General features: G+C 63.9%; 14 protein-coding genes. 6 read left to right on the top strand and 8 right to left on the bottom strand.

The window, feature by feature from the left end; all coding sequences use genetic code 11:
• Positions 1–193: 193 nt before the first annotated feature.
• On the top strand, positions 194–1,684 hold the full coding sequence (locus tag I8746_RS14310) for a sensor domain-containing diguanylate cyclase (protein ID WP_012051217.1): 1,491 nt from the start codon (positions 194–196) through the stop codon (positions 1,682–1,684).
• Here the strand turns inward: I8746_RS14310 and I8746_RS14305 are convergent.
• Complete coding sequence (locus I8746_RS14305; protein WP_003247307.1) at positions 1,681–2,157, bottom strand: PA2169 family four-helix-bundle protein; 477 nt, start codon at positions 2,155–2,157, stop codon at positions 1,681–1,683. The genes I8746_RS14310 and I8746_RS14305 overlap by 4 nt on opposite strands.
• Positions 2,158–2,358: 201 nt before the next feature.
• Between I8746_RS14305 and I8746_RS14300 the strand changes: the two genes are divergently transcribed.
• Complete coding sequence (locus I8746_RS14300) at positions 2,359–2,580, top strand: DUF3820 family protein (protein ID WP_003247308.1); 222 nt, start codon at positions 2,359–2,361, stop codon at positions 2,578–2,580.
• 194 nt (positions 2,581–2,774) lie between these two features.
• On the opposite strand, the gene I8746_RS14295 is transcribed toward I8746_RS14300, so the two are convergent.
• From I8746_RS14295 to ptsP, 3 genes are read right to left on the bottom strand one after another with little or no spacing between them, the layout of a single operon-like run.
• Positions 2,775–4,517 carry a PTS fructose-like transporter subunit IIB gene (locus tag I8746_RS14295; protein WP_221100767.1) on the bottom strand — a complete coding sequence of 581 codons (1,743 nt, stop codon included), beginning with the start codon at positions 4,515–4,517 and terminating at the stop codon, positions 2,775–2,777.
• Positions 4,514–5,461, bottom strand: coding sequence for a 1-phosphofructokinase (pfkB, locus tag I8746_RS14290; protein ID WP_012051215.1), 948 nt, complete (start codon positions 5,459–5,461; stop codon positions 4,514–4,516). Before pfkB ends, I8746_RS14295 begins: the two co-directional genes overlap by 4 nt.
• Positions 5,462–8,314: a phosphoenolpyruvate--protein phosphotransferase gene (ptsP, locus tag I8746_RS14285; protein ID WP_012051214.1), complete on the bottom strand. Its 2,853-nt coding sequence runs from the start codon at positions 8,312–8,314 to the stop codon at positions 5,462–5,464.
• A 284-nt stretch (positions 8,315–8,598) separates the two neighbouring features.
• On the opposite strand from ptsP, the gene cra reads away from it, so the two are divergent.
• Positions 8,599–9,594, top strand: coding sequence for a catabolite repressor/activator (gene cra / locus I8746_RS14280; RefSeq protein WP_017148101.1), 996 nt, complete (start codon positions 8,599–8,601; stop codon positions 9,592–9,594).
• A gap of 2 nt (positions 9,595–9,596) precedes the next feature.
• Positions 9,597–10,373 (top strand): TatD family hydrolase, encoded by a 777-nt coding sequence (locus I8746_RS14275; RefSeq protein ID WP_012051212.1) that lies wholly within the window; start codon positions 9,597–9,599, stop codon positions 10,371–10,373.
• A gap of 44 nt (positions 10,374–10,417) precedes the next feature.
• Here the strand turns inward: I8746_RS14275 and ampE are convergent, their stop codons facing one another.
• From ampE to I8746_RS14260, 3 genes are all read right to left on the bottom strand, one after another.
• Positions 10,418–11,248, bottom strand: coding sequence for a regulatory signaling modulator protein AmpE (gene ampE, locus I8746_RS14270; protein ID WP_003247314.1), 831 nt, complete (start codon positions 11,246–11,248; stop codon positions 10,418–10,420).
• A complete protein-coding gene (ampD, locus tag I8746_RS14265; protein WP_012051211.1) occupies positions 11,245–11,817 on the bottom strand; it encodes a 1,6-anhydro-N-acetylmuramyl-L-alanine amidase AmpD in 573 nt (190 codons plus the stop codon). The genes ampE and ampD overlap by 4 nt, the downstream gene beginning before the upstream one ends.
• An 88-nt stretch (positions 11,818–11,905) precedes the next feature.
• Positions 11,906–14,059, bottom strand: coding sequence for a DUF1631 domain-containing protein (locus I8746_RS14260; RefSeq protein WP_012051210.1), 2,154 nt, complete (start codon positions 14,057–14,059; stop codon positions 11,906–11,908).
• 243 nt (positions 14,060–14,302) lie between these two features.
• Between I8746_RS14260 and nadC the strand changes: the two genes are divergently transcribed.
• On the top strand, positions 14,303–15,151 hold the full coding sequence (gene nadC, locus I8746_RS14255) for a carboxylating nicotinate-nucleotide diphosphorylase (protein ID WP_012051209.1): 849 nt from the start codon (positions 14,303–14,305) through the stop codon (positions 15,149–15,151).
• 75 nt (positions 15,152–15,226) lie between these two features.
• On the opposite strand, the gene trxB is transcribed toward nadC, so the two are convergent.
• Entirely contained in the window at positions 15,227–16,189 is a 963-nt protein-coding gene (gene trxB / locus I8746_RS14250) for a thioredoxin-disulfide reductase (RefSeq protein WP_003247318.1), read from the bottom strand.
• A 330-nt stretch (positions 16,190–16,519) separates the two neighbouring features.
• Between trxB and cysZ the strand changes: the two genes are divergently transcribed.
• Positions 16,520–17,248 (top strand): sulfate transporter CysZ, encoded by a 729-nt coding sequence (gene cysZ, locus I8746_RS14245; RefSeq protein ID WP_004575866.1) that lies wholly within the window; start codon positions 16,520–16,522, stop codon positions 17,246–17,248.
• The last annotated feature ends 201 nt before the right edge of the window (positions 17,249–17,449 follow it).

The following is a 17,449-nucleotide window of genomic DNA, read 5'->3' as shown; positions in this document are numbered from 1 at the left end:
CTGCCAGTGTAGGAGCGGGTTCACCCGCGAAGAAGGCTTCGCCGATGTTCGCGGGTAAATCCGCTCCTACAGGGGCACACGGCAACTCGAAAAGAACAGTACACCGTGCTTCCGTCGGACAAATCTTGTCCGACAATCCCTGCTTCCCTAGAATACCGCCGCCGCGAATGGCCCTGCCCACGCAGTAGCGAGCATGCCCACCCAATCCCCGCGTTTCGCAATCTACAGGTCGCACCCCGAGCTGATCCTCAATCTGGGCAGTTGCCTTGCCGTGCTCGCCATCGTGGCCATCGTCAGCTACCTGCTTGCCCGCGAGCGCGAGAGTGTCGAGCAGTCGGCGGTGCGCTCGTCGAACAACATCGTCCAGCTGATCGAAAGCGACATTCTGCGCAACGTCGAACTCTACGACCAATCACTGCAAGGCCTGATCTGGGCCGTCGGGCGCAAGGAACTGCCGGAAGTCCCCGGCCCGATACGCCAGCGCCTGCTGTTCAATGAAGCCTTTGTCGACCGCAAGCGCGGTGACGTGCTGTGGCTGGACAAGCAAGGCAATGTCGTCGGCGACTCCACCAGCAACGTGCCACGCAAGGCCAACTTCGGCGACACCGGGGTGTTCAAGGCCCACCAGCACAATGCCAATCTCGGCTTGCTGGTGGGCCCCCCGTTCAAGGCCAAGCTTGGCGACCTGGACTGGTGTATCAGTTTCAGCCGACGTATCTCCGGCCCCAATGGCGAGTTCGCCGGGTTGGCAGCGGGTGCGCTGCGCCTGTCGTACTTCAATGAGTTGTTCCAGCGCCTGGACATTGGCCACGAAAGCAGCATCAACCTGTTCAATACCGATGGGCAGTTGCTCGTCCGCCAGCCCTACCGCGGGCAGGACCCACTGATTGGCACCTACTACACCGAACGGCCCAATTTCAAACGCATCCTCAGTGAACAGAGCGGTAGCTTCACCGCCCGCTCCCACAGCAGCGGCAAACTGCGCATGTTCACCTTCGCCCGGGTCGCGCAGTTGCCACTGATCGTGCTGGTGGCGCACTCGGCCGACGAGGTTTTCGAGTCCTGGCGCCGCACCGCCATTCTGGTCAGCGTCGCCACCGGCGGTCTGTGCGTGGGCATTCTGTGGCTGACGTTGCTGCTTGGCCGCGAACTGCGCCGCCGCCACGAAGCCGAAGAAAACCTGGCGATGCTCGCTTCCACCGATAGCCTGACTGGCCTGGCTAACCGCCGCAGGCTGGACCATGTGCTTCGCCAGGAATGGGCCCGCGCCCAACGCAGCCGTAAGCCGCTGGCGATACTGATGGTGGACGTGGACCACTTCAAGGCATTCAACCAGCGCCATGGCCATGCCGGTGGCGACCATGCCTTGCGCGAAGTGGCGAAGGCCATCGAGGCCTGCATTCGTCGCCCCGCAGACCTGGCTGCGCGCTATGGTGGGGAGGAGTTTCAGGTAGTGCTGCCAGAAACCGATCTGGCCGGGGCCCAGCTACTGGCTGAACGCATCCGCGCCAGCGTCGAGGCGCTGGCGCCGTTTGCGGATGATGCCCACGCAGTGACCGTGAGCATCGGTATCGGTCTGTCCGGCACCCAGCATGACCTTGGCAGGGTGCTGGGTGCTGCGGACGAAGCGCTCTACCGCGCCAAGGCCAATGGCCGAAATCGGGTAGAGGGCCCGCTCGATTAGGAGCGGGCGCGAGCAGCGTTGCGCAGGGCCTTGACCTGGTCATGGTTGCGCTGCACGCCTTGCAGCTGCTTTTCCACCAGGCTGTAGGTCATGTCGCTGGCAGTGCGGCCCAGTTTCACCAGCTTTTCGCGGGCTTCCTTGTAGGCCTTGAGGGCGTGGTCCTCGCCACGCTCCACCTCGTTCAGCACGGCTTCTTCGTCCTTGCCGGTGACCATCGACTTGAGGTTGACCCAGCCGCGGTGCAGGTCGCCACTGATGCTGGTAGAGGTTTCCGGGTCGCCGCCCAGGCGGCGTACTTCGCCCTGCAATTCACTGGCAGCGTTGGCGCACTCACCCGCACGCTGGACGAAGAACGCTTTCAGTTCGGGGTTCTTAACATCATCGGCCGAGGCCTTGAAACCTTTCTCGCCATCCTTGCTGTACTCGATCAGGTCGTTGAGTACGTCGATCACGTCTTTGTTGGGGTTGCTCATGGTCGAACTCCTTGGCAGGTGATAGTCCTCTAGAGAGTTGCAGTGTTCGTGCCACGCTTTTAAAAAACACAAACCCCTTACGATTCAATAAGTTATAGATTTATTGGCGACTGCTGATTACGGCGTTCTGCATGATTGCCGCTTGGGGCTTCGTGCAGATTGCAGTATGGTCGGCGCCTTTCCACAGCCAGGTGCGCGAAGATGAAGCCGGAAACCCTCGAACTACTGGTGACCCGCAGCATGCCGTTCGGCAAGTACCAGGGAAGGATCATTGCCGACCTGCCCGGTGACTACCTGGCGTGGTTTGCGCGCAAGGGCTTCCCGGCAGGAGAACTGGGCGGGTTGCTGGCATTGATGCATGAGATCGATCACAACGGGCTGGGTGATCTACTGGTGCCGTTGCGGCAGAAGCATCGCCGTTGAAAGGCCAACGCCGGCTCTGTGGGACCAACTGTCTTGCTCAATTTCTGAAAGCTGGCGCGATCCGTGTGGGAGCGGCCTTGCGTCGCGAAAGGGCTGCACAGCAGCCCCGGGATTTCAGCGTCGATGCAAATAATGCCGGGGCCGCTTTGCGGCCCTTTCGCGACACAAGGCCGCTCCCACAGAACGAGGTCTGCTCAGACACTTTTAGCAGGCGCCACGGCCAACTCCACACGCTCGCTCTTCTTGATAACCGCATACACCACCGCTGTCACCAGGCTACCCGCCACAATCGCCAGCAAATACAGCAACGCATGGTTGATCGCGTTGGGGATCAACAACACGAACAAGCCGCCATGCGGCGCCATCAGCTTGCAGCCAAAATACATCGACAACGCCCCGGTCAGCGCACCACCGGCGATACTGGCCGGGATCACCCGCAACGGGTCCTTGGCGGCAAACGGAATCGCCCCCTCGGAGATGAAGCACAGCCCCAGCGCCAGCGCCGCCTTGCCCGCCTCGCGCTCGCTCTGAGCAAACTTGCGCCGGGCTAGGAAGGTGGCGATACCCAAGCCAATCGGCGGCACCATGCCGGCGGCCATGGTCGCCGCCATTGGCGCGTAGCTCGATGAGGCCAACAGCCCCACCGAGAACGCATAGGCGGCCTTGTTGATCGGCCCGCCAAGGTCGACGCACATCATGCCGCCCAGCAACAGCCCCAGCAGGATGGCATTGGTGGTGCCCATGCTGTCGAGGAAGTGCGTCAGGCCTTCGAGCATCGCCGCTACCGGCTGGCCGACCACGTAAATCATCACCAGGCCGGTGAACAGACTGGCCAGCAATGGAATGATAAGGATCGGCTTGAGCGCCTCCAGGCTGCTGGGCAAGCGCGCCCATCGGGCAATGGCCTTGGCGCTGTAACCGGCGAGGAAACCGGCGACGATGCCACCGATAAAGCCGGCCCCCAAGGTGCTGGCCAACAGGCCGCCGATCATGCCCGGGGCCAGCCCGGGGCGGTCGGCGATGGACCAGGCGATATAGCCTGCCAGTAGCGGAACCATCAGTTTGAAGGCGGCTTCACCGCCAATCTGCATCAACGCCGCCGGCAAGGTGCCCGCCTCTTTGTAGGCCTCGATACCGAACACGAACGACAGGGCAATCAGCAGACCGCCGGCCACCACCATCGGCAGCATGAACGACACACCGGTCAGCAAGTGCTTGTACACGCCGGTTTTCTCGCCCTTGGCCGGCGTGGTCGCCGCTGCAGCGTCGGCACCGTTTTCCACCGAGGCCTGCGCCAGGGCTTTGTCCAGGGTAGCGCGGGCCTGCTTGAGGGCAATGCCAGTACCACAACGGTAAATACGTTTGCCGGCGAAACGTGCAGTGGGTACTTCAATGTCGGCGGCCAGCAGCACCACGTCCGCCGCTGCGATGGCTTCAGCAGACAAGGGATTGCGCGCACCGACCGAGCCCTGGGTCTCGACGGTCAACTGGTAGCCCAGTTGCTGTGCGGCTTGCTGCAAGGCTTCTGCGGCCATGAAGGTATGGGCTACGCCGGTCGGGCATGCAGTGACGGCAACGATGCGAGCGCCAGCACTGCCAACTGCGGCGGGGGTGCCTGTCACAGCGGCCAGCAGTTCGGCGTTGGCTGCCGCTTCGTCGAGAAAGCCTTCGCGATCAGCCAGCGCCTGGGACGGCGTGCTTTGGTACAGGCGCTTGCCGACGAAGCGGGCCAGGTCCACCGGCCCGGTGCTGACCACAAGCACCCAGTCAGCATCGGCGATCTGTGCGGCGCTCAGTTGCCGCTCGGGGTGTTCAGTATTCTGCACTTCGACGCTGGTGCTCCAGCCGCGACGCTGGGCGGCGGCGGACAGCAAGCGTGCACTCAGTACACTCGATACCTGGCCATTGGGGCAGGCGGTGACTATGGCAATGTTCATCGGCAACCCTCTTGTTGTTCTGTCAGTTGCACGGCCGCTTCCAACTGCGCCAGGTGCTCGCGGTCATGGATGCCGAAGCCAACCTGGGTAACGGCCTGGGCGGCGATGGCAGTGGCCCGGGTCAACGTCTGCGCAGGCGCCTCGGCCAGCAGCAGGCCGTGGACCATGCCGGCCACCAGCGAATCCCCCGCCCCCACCGTGCTGGCCACCCGCACCTTGGGTGGGCGGGCCTGCAGGGCCAGATCGCGACTGAACCAAGTGACGCCCTGCTCGCCCGCAGACACCACCACGTGTTCAACGCCACTGTCCAGCAGGCGCTTGGCGGCGGCGCGCTGTTGCGCCAGGTTATCCACAGCCAGGCCCAGCACTTCGCCCAGTTCTTCGGTATTGGGCTTGACCAACCAGGGCGCGCTTTGCAAGCCGACACGCAGGGCTTCACCACTGCTGTCCAGGACTACCTTGAGGCCTTGGGCCTTCAACCGTTCGAGCAACTGGCGGAACCAGTCGGCACTGATTCCACGCGGCAGGCTACCGGCCACCACCACGGCATCGTGACCGGGGGCAATCTGTTCCAGCCTGTCCAGCAAGGCACTGCGTGCCGCCTCGTCGACCTCCGGGCCCTGCCCGTTGATGTCGGTCACGCGGCCATCGGCCTCGACCAGCTTGATATTGCTGCGGGTTTCGCCCGGCACACGGACAAAGCAGTCGATAAAACCGCGGCCGTCGATCAGCGCCTCGAAGGGCTGCAGATTGTCGGCCCCCAGGAAACCGCCCACGGTTACGCTGTGCCCCAGGTCGGCCAGTACCTGGGCAACGTTCAACCCCTTGCCCGCGGCGTGACTGTGCTGCGCCTGGCTACGGTTGACCTGCCCTGGGCGCAGAGTGTCCAGGCCGATGGTGATATCCAGCGCAGGGTTCAGGGTGAGAGTGAGGATCTTGGCCATTCAGTAACGCTCCACCAGCGCGCGAACTGCTGCGGCGCTGTCCTGTTGCAGGGCCTCGCGCGCCAGGGCGCGGGCTGTCTGATGATCGGCCTGGCGAACCAGTGCCTTGACTTCGGCGATGCTGCGCGCGGAGACGCTGAGTTCGTCCACGTCCAGCCCCAGCAGCACGGCCACCGCCTGCGGGTCGGCCGCCAGCTCGCCACACACGCCCACCCACTTGCCGTGGGCATGGGCGGCGCGCACGGTCATGTCGATCAGGCTCAATACCGCCGGGTGCAGGCCATCGGCCTGTGCCGACAGGCTGGGATGGCCACGGTCGATGGCCAAGGTGTATTGAGTCAGGTCGTTGGTGCCGATGCTGAAGAAGTCCACCTCACGCGCCAACTGCGCTGCCAGCAGGGCCGCTGAAGGTACCTCGACCATAATGCCCAGTTGCAGGTCGGCTACCGGGATTTCTGCACGCAGGCGCTCTACCATGGCCCGAGCCTCACGCCACTCGTGCACCTGGCCAACCATCGGGAACATGATACGCAACGGGCGCTGGTCGGCGGCCCGCAGCAACGCGCGCAACTGGTCTTCCATCACTTGCGGGCGCTGCAGGGTCAAACGCACGCCGCGCACGCCGAGGAAGGGATTTTCCTCGGCAGCGATCGGCCAGTAAGGCAACGGTTTGTCGCCGCCAACATCCAGAGTGCGCACCACCAGCGGGCGCCCATCGAGGCCATCGAGCACGCGGCGGTACTCGGCTTCCTGAGTAGCCACATCCGGCGCTTGAGGGTGGGCCATGAAAATCAGTTCGGTGCGCAGCAGGCCGACACCTTCGGCGCCCTGCTCCACCACCTTGGCGATGCCGTTACTATCGCCGATGTTGGCAAACACCTCGACGGCATGCCCATCACGGGTGATAGCCGGCTCGAAGCGGTTGGCCCAGGCGGCCTGCAGGCGTTGCTCGCGCAGGTCACGCTCGGCCAGCGCCCGCTGCAGCTCATCCGCTGGCGGTGCGACGCTGACCACACCGCGCTGGCCATCGAGCAGCAGCGGCGTACCACTCTCCAACAGCAGTATCGATGCACCCGCGCCGACCACTGCTGGTATGCCCAACGCCCGGGCGACGATGGCACTGTGGGCCGTGGCGCCGCCCTGGGCGGTGACAATGCCGGCAACCCGGTTGGGGTCCAGGCGGGCGACATCGGATGGACCGACTTCGGTCATCACCAGCACATAGGGTTGCTCGGGTTCAGTCTGCGCCTGCACACCACACAACTGCGCCAGCACGCGGCGGCCAATATCGCGCAGGTCGGCGGCGCGCTCGGCGAGCAGCGCATCGTGCAACGCCTCTTGCTGACGGGCCGCAGCTTCGATCACGGCCATCCACGCGGCCGCAGCGCTTTCGCCCTGGGCCAGGCGCTGTTCGACATCGTCGCTCAGGGCCGGGTCGGCAAGCATTTCCTGGTGGGTGACGAAAATTTCGCCAATGGCCTTGTCGCTGCGCAGGACCAAAGCCTGCAGTTCGCCATTGACGGTAGCCAAGGCTTCGCGCAGTTTCTGCCGCTCCAGGGCGCACGATTCCCCCCGCAAGGGATAGTCAAACTCACGCTCGACACAGACATGCGCCGGGCCGCTGGCAATGCCGGGGGCGGCGCCCACACCCTGGATACGGCTGCCGGCCGCTGGTGCTTGCAGTACTTCGGGTACGTCATCGGCAATGGGCGCGACGCTCTGCGGTAGCGGTTCTACCTCTTCACCCAAGCCTTGTTCGATAGCCGCCAGCAGCACCGGCAAGGCATCGGCAGCGATGCTCGGTTCGGCGACCAGTTCCAGTGCCTGACCACGGCGTGCGCCGAGGCTGAGCAGCTTGCTCAGGCTCTTCACCGATATGGCTGGCTGCGCGCTATCGACCAGGCGCACACGGATTTCCCCATCAAAGCCTTTGGCCAGTTGTGCAAGCACCTTGGCCGGGCGCGCATGCAAGCCATGTGGATTGGCCAGCACGACACGTGCGCTAGGCCAGTCCGCCGGCGCTTCACCGCCCAGCACTTCCAGTACCGCACGGCTGCTGGTGGCCTGGTAGAGCATCTGCCCGCGGCCTTCGATCAACACTTCGCACAGACGCTCGAGCAGGGCCTCGTGAGCGGCCCCAAGGCTGGCCAGGCAGAACAGACCGTTGAGCGGCTGGTCGCGGTAACGCAGCGGTTGCTGCGGGGTGATGAAGGCGAGGCCCGGTTGACGAACCTGGCGCTCGCTGTGCAGCCACCACAGGCCCTCTCCCAGCGGCAGCGGCTCGGCCTGCTGCAGCACGGCGGCAAAGCCACTGTCGACACAGTCGGCACGTTGCAGCAGGCGGGCACCGCGCCAGGCCAGTTCGTCGAAGTCTTCTGCCGGCGCGTTCAGGCCGACCAGCTGCGCATCCAGCGCCAGCGCCTGGGGCGCGCCCTGCAGCAGCTTGAGCAGCGCTTCGGCAGAGCTGGCCCGGCGCAAGGCTTCGGCCAGGTCGGTCTCGCCCAGCGCCCGGGTCAACAGCTGCAGCAGGCGCAGGTGTTCGTCGGAGCGGGCGGCAATACCAATGGCCAGGTAGACCATTTGCCCGTCACCCCAGTCTACTCCCTCGGGGAACTGCAGCAGGCGCACGCCAGTGGCATACACCAGGTCACGTGTTTGCGGCGTACCATGGGGAATAGCGATGCCCTGGCCAAGGAACGTGGAGCCTTGTGCTTCCCGGGCCTGCAGCCCTTGCAGGTAACCCTCGGCGACCAGACCGTCCGCAACCAGCCGATCCGCCAAAAGGCGCAATGCCTCGGCCTTGTCGGCGGCCTTCTGGCCCATGGCTATCTGCTCATTGGCGAGCTCGAGCATGACCTTCTCCTTTTGCAGTTCCCGTTCGGGTACTGGAGTATTGTTGTGAAATTCACATAAAGGGCCAGTTCAGCAGCCTTGCGCAGGTGGCAGCCGAGGCAGAAAATTCGGCAGCTGAAACGTTTAATCTGACCAGACGGCCACGTTACTCGATAATCTGCCCAGTAAAAAGCCCCATCCTGTCGGACAATTGCGACAATGGTCGTCTGCGCGTGATGCCTGTACCGGGTCAAACTACCCGGTCTGGCCTTATAGGCAGCCCCGGAAATAACAAGGAAAATTCGGTGAAACTCAGCGATATCGCCCGTCTGGCCGGTGTGTCCGTGACCACTGCCAGCTACGTCATCAATGGCAAGGCTGAACAGCAGCGCATCAGTAACAGTACTGTCGAGCGGGTACGCGCGGTGGTCGAAGCCCACGGCTTCACCCCCAACCCGCAGGCTGCTGGGCTGCGCAGCCGGCATACCCGCACCCTGGGCTTCATTCTCCCGGATCTGGAGAACCCCAGCTACGCCCGCATTGCCAAGCAACTGGAGCAAGGCGCCCGCGCCCGCGGCTACCAGCTGCTGATCGCCAGCAGCGACGACCAGCCAGACAGCGAGCGCCAACTGCAGCAACTGTTCCGTGCGCGCCGATGCGATGCGCTGTTCGTTGCCAGTTGCCTGCCCCCAGAAGATGACAGCTACCGCGAGCTGCAGGACAAAGGCCTGCCAGTGATTGCCATCGACCGCCGCCTGGACCCCGCACATTTCTGCTCGGTGATCAGCGACGACCGCGATGCCAGCCGCCAGCTGGCCGCCAGCCTGCTCAGCTCGGCCCCACGCAGCATCGCCCTGATAGGCGCGCGCCCCGAGCTGTCGGTTAGCCAGGCGCGTGCCGGCGGATTCGACGAAGCCCTGCAAGGCTATACCGGCGAAGTGCGCCGCTATCAGGGCGAAGCGTTCAGCCGTGAGTGCGGCCAACGCCTGATGCAGCAACTGATCGACGACCTGGGGGGCCTGCCGGATGCTCTGGTGACCACTTCGTACGTGCTGTTGCAGGGCGTGTTCGACACCCTCCAGGCGCGCCCGGTCGACTCGCGCCAACTGCAGCTGGGTACCTTTGGCGACAACCAGTTGCTCGACTTCCTGCCGCTGCCGGTCAATGCCATGGCCCAGCAGCATGGCCAGATTGCCGCCACTGCGCTTGAACTGGCACTGGCCGCCATCGAGGAAAACCGCTATGAACCCGGCGTGCACGCCGTTGGCCGCACCTTCAAGCAACGCATCTCAGCGGCCTGAACATGCGCCTGATCGACACCCACACCCACCTGGACTTCCCCGACTTCGACGCCGACCGTCCGCGCCTGCTGGCCAACGCGGCGGCCCGTGGGCTGGAGCGGATGGTGGTGCTGGGGGTGTGCCAGGCGAATTTCCAGCGCGTGTGGGAGCTGGCCTGCGCCGAGCCGCGCCTGTTCGCCGCGCTTGGCCTGCACCCGGTCTACCTCGACCAGCATCGCCCTGAGCACCTGGTGCAGCTGCGCGAGTGGCTGGAGCGCCTGCGCGACAACCCGCGGCTATGTGCCGTAGGTGAGTTTGGTCTGGACTATTACCTCGCAGACCTTGACAAGACCCGCCAGCAGGCGCTGTTCGAAGCGCAACTGCAGATGGCTTGCGACTTCGAACTACCGGCCCTGCTGCACGTGCGCCGCAGCCATGCCCAGGTGATTGCCACACTCAAGCGCTACAAGCCAGCGCGGGCGGGGGTGATTCATGCGTTTGCCGGCAGCTACGAAGAGGCCCGCGAGTACATCAAGCTGGGCTTCCTGCTGGGGTTGGGCGGTGCGGGTACCTGGCCGCAGGCGCTGCGGCTGCGCAAGACTCTGGCGCGGCTGCCACTGGACAGTGTGGTGCTGGAGACTGACGCACCGGACATGGCACCGGCGATGTACCCGGGGGTACGCAACAGCCCGGAGCATCTGCCGGAAATTGCCACGGCGCTGGCGCACGTGATGGGGCTGGATGTCGAGGTGCTGGCACAGGCCAGCACCCGCAATGCTTGCACGTTGTTCGGCTGGTGAAACTCGGGTGACCGGGATTCGCGTGGGATGCGATTGGCCCCGAATCAGACCAGCACGGTCCACAGCGCGAACCCGGCATACCACAGCACTGCACAGCGCAACAGCAATTCCCACAGGCTGTCCAGCCGCCCCAACCCGCGCTGGCTGTCCTCCTCCTCGGGAATGTCATCGGCAATCCGCCCCACCCGAGCCACCAGGTGCCCGGCGCTGATGTGCCAGTTGAGCACCTCGTGCAGCATCACCCGTGTCACCGCGAGGAAGTTGCCCACCAGGGCAAAGCTCAACGCCAGCGCCCGCACCGGCAACCAGTCCATGATGTGCCGCAACTGCTCGGCACGCGCCTTCAAAGCCGGCTGCTTGCTGTGCTCACTACACAGCGCCAACAATCGATAAGCCAGCGCTGCGCCAGGGCCCAGTACGAAATACCAGAAGATCACCGCAAAAAAGCCCTGGTACACCTGCCACAGCAAGTTACCCTGCACCCGCACCAGCAAGCTGTGCGGTTCATCGGCCACCAGGCCCAGGTCGCGCTCGGCTACGTGCAGCGCCGCCTGATCGTCCCCCCGCCGCCAGGCATCACGAAACGCCCCCAACGATGCCTTGGCATCGCCGCGGCCCAGGCTGTAGATCAGCACCAGCAGGTGCACCGGCAACGCCAGCAAACCATACGCCACCGGCTCCAGCACATGCAGCAGCAACACCAGCAGCGCTACCGGCGCCAACACCAGGATGGCCAACGTCCACCACGGGTGCACCTTGCCACTGCGCTCCAGGCGCACCAGTTCACCAAGAAAGAACCCGTCACGCTGCACCTTATGGCGCAGCGCCGAAAACTTCTCGACCCACAGCGCCAGCACCAACACCAGAAAACTCATGCCTTGTCCTCGTTGTGCTGCAGCGCCTGGCGGTAGCGCGGCCAGTCGAAGGCCGGGCCGGGGTCGGTCTTGCGCTGCGGGGCAATGTCGCTGTGGCCCTGAATGCGGTTCAGGTCGATGGCCGGCCAGGCACTGCGGATGTGCCGGGTGAGTTGCTCCAGCACCGCATACTGGGCATCGGTATAGGGCAGGTCGTCGGTGCCTTCCAGTTCGATGCCGATGGAAAAGTCGTTACAGCCTTCGCGCCCGTCAAAGCTCGACACACCCGCATGCCAGGCACGGTCATGCAACGACACGAACTGCGTCACCGCGCCGTCACGCTCGACGAACAGGTGCGCCGACACGGTCAGGTGGGTGATGCTGGCAAAATACGGGTGTTCATCAGGGGCCAGGCGGTTCTGGAAGAATTGCTGCACCTTGCCCGTGCCGAAACAGGCCGGGGGCAGGCTGATGTTGTGGATCACCAGCAGGGAAATCGATTCGCCTTCGGGGCGCGCATTGAAGTTCGGCGAGGGGCAGTGGGTGATTCCGATTCCGTGGAACCAGCCTGTGGCACGGTCCAATTGCATGGGCAGATCCTGAAAAACGCCGTGAACATGCCCACAGTATGCCCTGCGGCCCACGCCGTGTGCATGTGAATGATTGTAATGCGTCGACCTATTGCGCCTGCCCTTGCCGCAAGCTCTCAAGTACCGCCTCCAGCGCCCGTTCGAATAACAGGCGGTCATCCAGCACGCGCACTTCGTGCCGCTGCAGTGCCTGGGCCAGGCTGGCGCTGCTCCACTCGCGCACTTTCATGCCGGTGCGGTTGGCAAACACCAGCCTGTCACTGCTGTCGATGCGCGCGACTAGCTTGCAGCGCAGTGGTTCATCCTCGTCGAGCACCTCGACCCAGGTGCCGATGCGCAGGCGTTGCGCCTGGCGCAGCGCTGCAGCCTGCCCGTCGGCAGCGTGCAGGGGCACGCAGGCGGGCTCTTCGGCAATCGTCAGCACAATCTCTTCAGCCACCCGCACATCGCCCAAGGATTGGCCCCCCGGCAGCGCCTCATTACCTGCGCAGGCCCGCAGGTGCAACTGTTCCAGTTGCAGGAAGAACTCGCGAGTCGCCACCGCGTCCAGGGCTACGCTGGCCAGGCCATCGCGCAGCGCCTTGAGCAGGCCTGGCACCTGCTGCAGCAAGGCTTGTGGCTCATGTGGCGGCGTGATGCTGGCCAGCAGCATGTCCATCGTCTGCACTGCGTCGTGCCAGGCCTGTGAGGCCTCGCCCTGTTTCAGCCAAGCCAGCAGCAGTACCTGGCTCCAGGCCTGCACCAGCATTTGCACCACCACCTGCGGCAGTACCCGGCCACGCAGGCGCTGGTTGAGCACGTGCTGCACCTGCTGCCTGGCCTGCATTGCCCGGGCACGGCCTTCTTCGGCGTCGCGAGTGCGTTGCTCCAGCAACTCGTTACGTCGCCGTTCGTCCTGATTGAATGCCAGGAAGTCGTCGAGCAACTCGGCGAACAGGCTGGCATCGTCGGCAAAATCATTGAGCAGGCGCTGGACGATCCGCTCTACCCGCATGTGCAAGCTGTCACGCTGGCACTCGCTGCCGCACTCCCAGCCAATCGCGGCGCCGGCGATTTCGTTGAGCAAACGGCGCGCCGGGTGGCTACTCCGGCTGAACAGCCCCTTGTCCAGTAGTGCCACCTTGAGCAGGGGAATATGAAGGCGCGTAATCAGCGCCCGCAGGCTGGCCGGCAGGTTGTCGTCGTTGTGGATGAACGCGAACAGCAGGCCAACCAGGTTGATCATGTCTTCGTCAGCCACGTGAAGGCGCCGACGCGTGCCGCTGCGCACACTCACCCGCAACAGCAGTTGCTCAAGCTGCTGGCCGAGCTCGAAGTCATCGGCCTCGTACGTGGCGGGCACATAGCGCTGCAAATGCGACAGTAGCCGGAGCAGGTCAGCGGTACTGATCGGCTGGGCGGCAGCCACCGCGTGCAAGCGCGGAGCGAACTGCCCGCGCACCGGCGCCAGCAGTGCCTGCAACGAGGCAAACAACGCCTGCCCTGCGGCGTCCGCCCCCTCCTCCTGGCCAAGGTTCGCCGGCCCGGGTCGCGCACGCATGCGCCGGTCTTCGGCACGCCGGCGCGGCGCCGGTTGCAGCTCGGGCAGCACGCCGGCAGCGGCCAGCAACTGGTTGGCTTCGCCATAGATCACATCGACATCGCGCAGTACATAACGCTCGAACAGCTTCAGCAACACCAGCTTGACCCGCAGGCCAACGCCCAGATTACGCCCGGCATCGAGAAAGTAACGACACAGCGCGGCTGGCCCCAATGGGTTGTGCTGCTCGTACAGGGGGCGGTCGAGCAATGCCTGCAGGCGCAGACCCAGTTGCTGCAGGGCGATGCCATCGCGTGACAGCACCCGCACCACCATGCCCTCGATGGCGGCGGCCCGCTCCATTTGAGCCTTGCTGCGCGGGTTGCCCGGCTCGACCAGGTTTGCCAGCAAGTCGACCTGGCCGGCTCGGAGGAAAGCATCGTGGAACGTATCCAGAAAACCACGCTCGATGCTCTTGCGCTTCAGGCGCAGGTCACGCATGGCCTCGAAGTACAGGTTCTGGTCACTGCGGTCAAAGGCCTTGTCGGCCATTTCGAAGAGCATGTCATCGGCATTGTCGAACAAGTCCTGCAGGCCCTGACGCAACTGCAACGCGGCCTTGTCGCGCACCTGCAGCAACACGACCGGAAGGCAAGGATGAGGCGTGCGCCCCCCTCGGTCGATGGCTGCCGCCAAGGGCACCACCTTGCCTTCTTTTTGCATCCTGGACTCCTTGCAGGGTGTCTTGCCCGAAAGGGCTGGAAAATCGTCAAAGCCATGGCGCCAAATACCAGTCACCATTATCGGTAAAAAATCGCATAGCTACCAGCGCCGTTTCGCTGGCTGGCTAATGACCCTGATCGGCTCCGATTACTCACGACGTCCGACCAAAGGTCAGCGCCAAGGCGGCTGTACACACCGGCCCCCTGCCCTATAATCGCGGGCACCTAGCTTGTGGAGCCGACCATGCCGAACCTACGCCTTGCCGACCTGACCGCTGAAATTGAAGCCAACGTGCGCCGCGCGCTGTTGGAGGACATCGGCAGTGGCGATATCACCGCGCAACTGATCCCGGCCGAGCGCCTGGCCAAGGCGACCATCATCACCCGTGAAAACTGCGTGGTCGCCGGTACCGCCTGGGTCGATGCCGTATTCCGCCAGCTCGACCCGCGCGTTGCAGTGCACTGGCAGGTGGCCGACGGTGAGCAGGCCACTGCCAATCAGCCGTTGTTCCACCTGGAAGGCCCGGCCCGTTCGCTGCTCAGTGGGGAGCGCAGCGCACTGAACTTCCTGCAGCTGCTGTCGGGGGTCGCCACCCGTGCGCGCTTCCTCGCCGACCTGGTAGCCGGCACTCAGGTGCGCCTGCTGGATACCCGCAAAACCCTGCCGGGGCTTCGCCTGGCGCAAAAATACGCAGTGACCTGCGGTGGGTGCGACAATCACCGCATAGGCCTGTACGACGCCTTCCTGATCAAGGAAAACCACATCGCCGCCAGCGGCGGCGTAGCCGAGGCGGTGGCCGCAGCACACCGCATTGCGCCGGGCAAGCCGGTGGAAATCGAGGTCGAAAGCCTGGACGAACTGCGCCAGGCGCTGGCCGCTGGCGCGGACATCATCATGCTCGACGAGCTGAACCTGGAAGAAATGCGCGAAGCCGTGCGCATTACCGCTGGCAAAGCCAAACTTGAAGCCAGCGGCGGGGTCAACGAAACGACCCTGCGGGTGATTGCCGAGACAGGGGTGGACTACATCTCGATTGGCGCCATGACCAAGGATGTGAAAGCGGTGGACCTGTCGATGCGACTGAGCCTGTGAGCTGATAGCAGACAATAAAAAACCGGCGCTTGGCCGGTTTTTTATTGGGGGCGCTTTGCCCCCCTTTTTCTCAGATCAGAACGAGGCGTTGGCCAAACCGTCCAGGTAGCGCTCGACATCCAGCGCCGCCATGCAGCCCGCACCGGCCGACGTGATGGCCTGGCGGTAAACGTGGTCAGCCACGTCGCCAGCGGCAAACACACCCTCGACGTTGGTAGCGGTGGCGTTGCCTTCGCGACCGCCATTGACTACCAGGTAGCCGTCTTTCAGGGTCAGCTGGCCTTCGAATAGCGAAGTGTTCGGGGTGTGGCCAATGGCGATGAACACGCCGTCGACCTTGATTTCGTCGCTGCTGCCGTCGTTGTTTTTCAGGCGCGCACCGGTTACACCCATGTTGTCACCCAGCACTTCGTCCAGGGTGGCGTTGAGCTTGAGCTCGATCTTGCCTTCGGCCACACGGGCGTTCAGCTTGTCGACCAGGATCTTCTCGGCGCGGAAGGTTTCGCGGCGGTGTACCAGGGTCACTTTGCTGGCGATGTTGGCCAGGTAGAGTGCCTCTTCCACGGCAGTGTTACCACCACCGACCACGGCGACCGGCTTGTTGCGGTAGAAGAAACCGTCACAGGTGGCACAGGCCGAAACCCCCTTGCCCATGAAGGTTTCTTCCGACGGCAGGCCCAGGTAGCGAGCGCTGGCGCCAGTGGCGATGATCAGCGCATCACAGGTGTACTTGCCGCTGTCACCCTGCAGGGTGAACGGCTTGTTGGCCAGGTCGACAGCGTTGATGTGGTCGAAGACGATTTCGGTTTCAAAACGCTCGGCGTGCTCTTGCATACGCTGCATCAGAGCCGGGCCGGTCAGTCCGTGGGGGTCGCCCGGCCAGTTGTCGACTTCGGTGGTGGTGGTCAGCTGTCCACCCGCCTGCATGCCGGTGATCAGCAGCGGCTTGAGGTTGGCACGGGCGGCATACACCGCAGCGCTGTAACCGGCAGGGCCGGAACCGAGAATGATGACGCGCGAATGACGTACTTCAGACATGTCGAACTCCTGTCGAGCGGGCCGCAGGGCCGGCATCGGTGTACCGGCTGCGCCAGCCAAGAAATTAAAAAGGACCCACGCAGCACTTGGGGAAGGCTAAAACGCGCAGGCCCGCAAAGCGAAAAGTTGAGCGCACTGTAGCGAGGTCGCAAAGATTAAGGAAATATCCTTAGACAATCCACCTCATAGGCATCGCCTATGCTGCGATTTCATCGATAAACAAGCCCCGGGCGCTTTTGTTACATCCCGTTTCCCGCCCACGGCGTGCCTTTCGTCGGCGCGGCAAACTCGGTAAGGTCAGCGCGTTTTCCTTCTCTGCGGAGTCTCTAGATGCAAGCCCCTGTCCTCTCTGGCCCCCAATACCTGCGCGAAGGCCTGAAACTGGTGCTGAGCCCCAACCTGCGGTTGTTCGTGCTGCTGCCACTGGCAGTCAACCTGTTGCTGTTCGGTGGCCTGATCTACTTCGCCGGCCACCAGTTCGGCCTGTGGCTCGATGCCCTGATGCCCACGCTGCCTGACTGGCTGAGCTTCCTCAGCTACATCCTCTGGCCGCTGTTCGTTGCCTTGCTGGTGCTGATGGTGTTCTTCACCTTCACCTTGGTGGCCAACATCATTGCCGCGCCGTTCAACGGTTTTCTGGCGGAAAAGGTCGAGGTGGTAGTGCGTGGCGAAGACACCTTCCCAGCCTTCAGCTGGGGCGAGCTGGCAGCCATGGTACCGCGCACCTTCAGCCGCGAAATGCGCAAGCTGGGCTACTTCCTGCCACGCGCCATCGGCCTGTTCATCCTGTCGCTGATCCCGGTGGTCAACGTGGTGGCTGCGCCGCTATGGCTGATCTTCGGCGTGTGGATGATGGCCATCCAGTACATCGACTACCCGGCGGACAACAACAAGATGAGCTGGCAGGACATGCTCGCTTGGCTGCGGCAGAAGCGCTGGCAGAGCCTGGGCTTTGGCGGCATCACCTACCTGGCGCTGATGATTCCAGGCGTGAACGTGCTGATGATGCCGGCGGCGGTGGCCGGGGCTACGTTGTTCTGGGTGCGGGAGCGGAGCTGATTCCTGGGCCGTGTGCGATTGACATGAATGGCGCGGGCCCCTAGGGGAGCGGCCTTGTGTCGCGATAGGGCCGCAGAGCGGCCCCAGATTTCAGCGCCACTGCACAGATTGCTGGGGCCGCTTTGCGGCCCTATCGCGACACAAGGCCGCTCCCACAAAAAAGCAGAGCGTGACTGGCCTGGTTCACTGCCCCACTGGCTG

Source organism: Pseudomonas sp. USTB-Z (genome assembly GCF_019691255.1).
Classification (GTDB): domain Bacteria; phylum Pseudomonadota; class Gammaproteobacteria; order Pseudomonadales; family Pseudomonadaceae; genus Aquipseudomonas; species Aquipseudomonas alloputida.
Note: the sequence above shows the minus strand (reverse complement) of the source record. Positions and strands in the feature narration are given on the sequence as shown.

Bases quoted from the DNA above. Each gene is read 5' to 3' on its own strand.
- I8746_RS14310 (WP_012051217.1), top strand. From the start codon at position 194: ATGCCCACCCAATCCCCGCGTTTCGCAATCTACAGGTCGCACCCCGAG.
- I8746_RS14305 (WP_003247307.1), bottom strand. From the start codon at position 2,157: ATGAGCAACCCCAACAAAGACGTGATCGACGTACTCAACGACCTGATC.
- I8746_RS14300 (WP_003247308.1), top strand. From the start codon at position 2,359: ATGAAGCCGGAAACCCTCGAACTACTGGTGACCCGCAGCATGCCGTTC.
- I8746_RS14295 (WP_221100767.1), bottom strand. From the start codon at position 4,517: ATGAACATTGCCATAGTCACCGCCTGCCCCAATGGCCAGGTATCGAGT.
- pfkB (WP_012051215.1), bottom strand. From the start codon at position 5,461: ATGGCCAAGATCCTCACTCTCACCCTGAACCCTGCGCTGGATATCACC.
- ptsP (WP_012051214.1), bottom strand. From the start codon at position 8,314: ATGCTCGAGCTCGCCAATGAGCAGATAGCCATGGGCCAGAAGGCCGCC.
- I8746_RS14275 (WP_012051212.1), top strand. From the start codon at position 9,597: ATGCGCCTGATCGACACCCACACCCACCTGGACTTCCCCGACTTCGAC.
- ampE (WP_003247314.1), bottom strand. From the start codon at position 11,248: ATGAGTTTTCTGGTGTTGGTGCTGGCGCTGTGGGTCGAGAAGTTTTCG.
- ampD (WP_012051211.1), bottom strand. From the start codon at position 11,817: ATGCAATTGGACCGTGCCACAGGCTGGTTCCACGGAATCGGAATCACC.
- I8746_RS14260 (WP_012051210.1), bottom strand. From the start codon at position 14,059: ATGCAAAAAGAAGGCAAGGTGGTGCCCTTGGCGGCAGCCATCGACCGA.
- nadC (WP_012051209.1), top strand. From the start codon at position 14,303: ATGCCGAACCTACGCCTTGCCGACCTGACCGCTGAAATTGAAGCCAAC.
- trxB (WP_003247318.1), bottom strand. From the start codon at position 16,189: ATGTCTGAAGTACGTCATTCGCGCGTCATCATTCTCGGTTCCGGCCCT.
- cysZ (WP_004575866.1), top strand. From the start codon at position 16,520: ATGCAAGCCCCTGTCCTCTCTGGCCCCCAATACCTGCGCGAAGGCCTG.